The organism is Corallococcus sp. CA053C (assembly GCF_003611675.1).
GTDB lineage: Bacteria > Myxococcota > Myxococcia > Myxococcales > Myxococcaceae > Corallococcus.
The window spans coordinates 1-425 of record NZ_RAWA01000899.1 but is presented as its reverse complement, the minus strand read 5'-3'; the positions used below and the strand labels follow the sequence as shown (position 1 = coordinate 425).

At 78.8% G+C, this 425-nt stretch carries 1 pseudogene; it reads left to right on the top strand.

The features are described from left to right. Positions 1–19: 19 nt before the first annotated feature. Positions 20–425, top strand: a pseudogene (locus D7V97_RS46705) (hypothetical protein); the annotation flags it as partial.

The window sequence follows — 425 nt, the reverse complement described above, 5'->3', positions numbered from 1 at the left end:
GCTGCGGGCGGAGGCGCTGATGGGCGCCGCGCCGGTGCCCCTGGACGAAGCGGTGGCGGCCCTGCGCGCGGGGCGGGCCCCGGGCTTCGGCGTGTACCGGGGGCGGCTGGAGTCACCGGAGACGCTGGTGTCGCCGGGCGGCGTGCCGTGTGCCTTCTACGACGCGGCGGTGCACGCCGTGGGCGCCCACGGCCGCAAGGGGCCGCTGCTGTCGCGGGAGCGCGCCTATTCGCCGGTGTTGATGCTCCGGGGCGAGCGCACGCGGGCGTCGGTGGGCTTCGCGCCGTCGGGCCTGCTGGCCCCGGAGGAGGTGCGCCGGTGCGTGATGGCGCCAGCGCTCACCCGGGCGGAGCTCCTGGGGCCGCCCGCGGAGGCGCTGTCCTGGGAGCGCGTGGGCACTCCAGGGGAGGCGTGCTGGGTGGTGG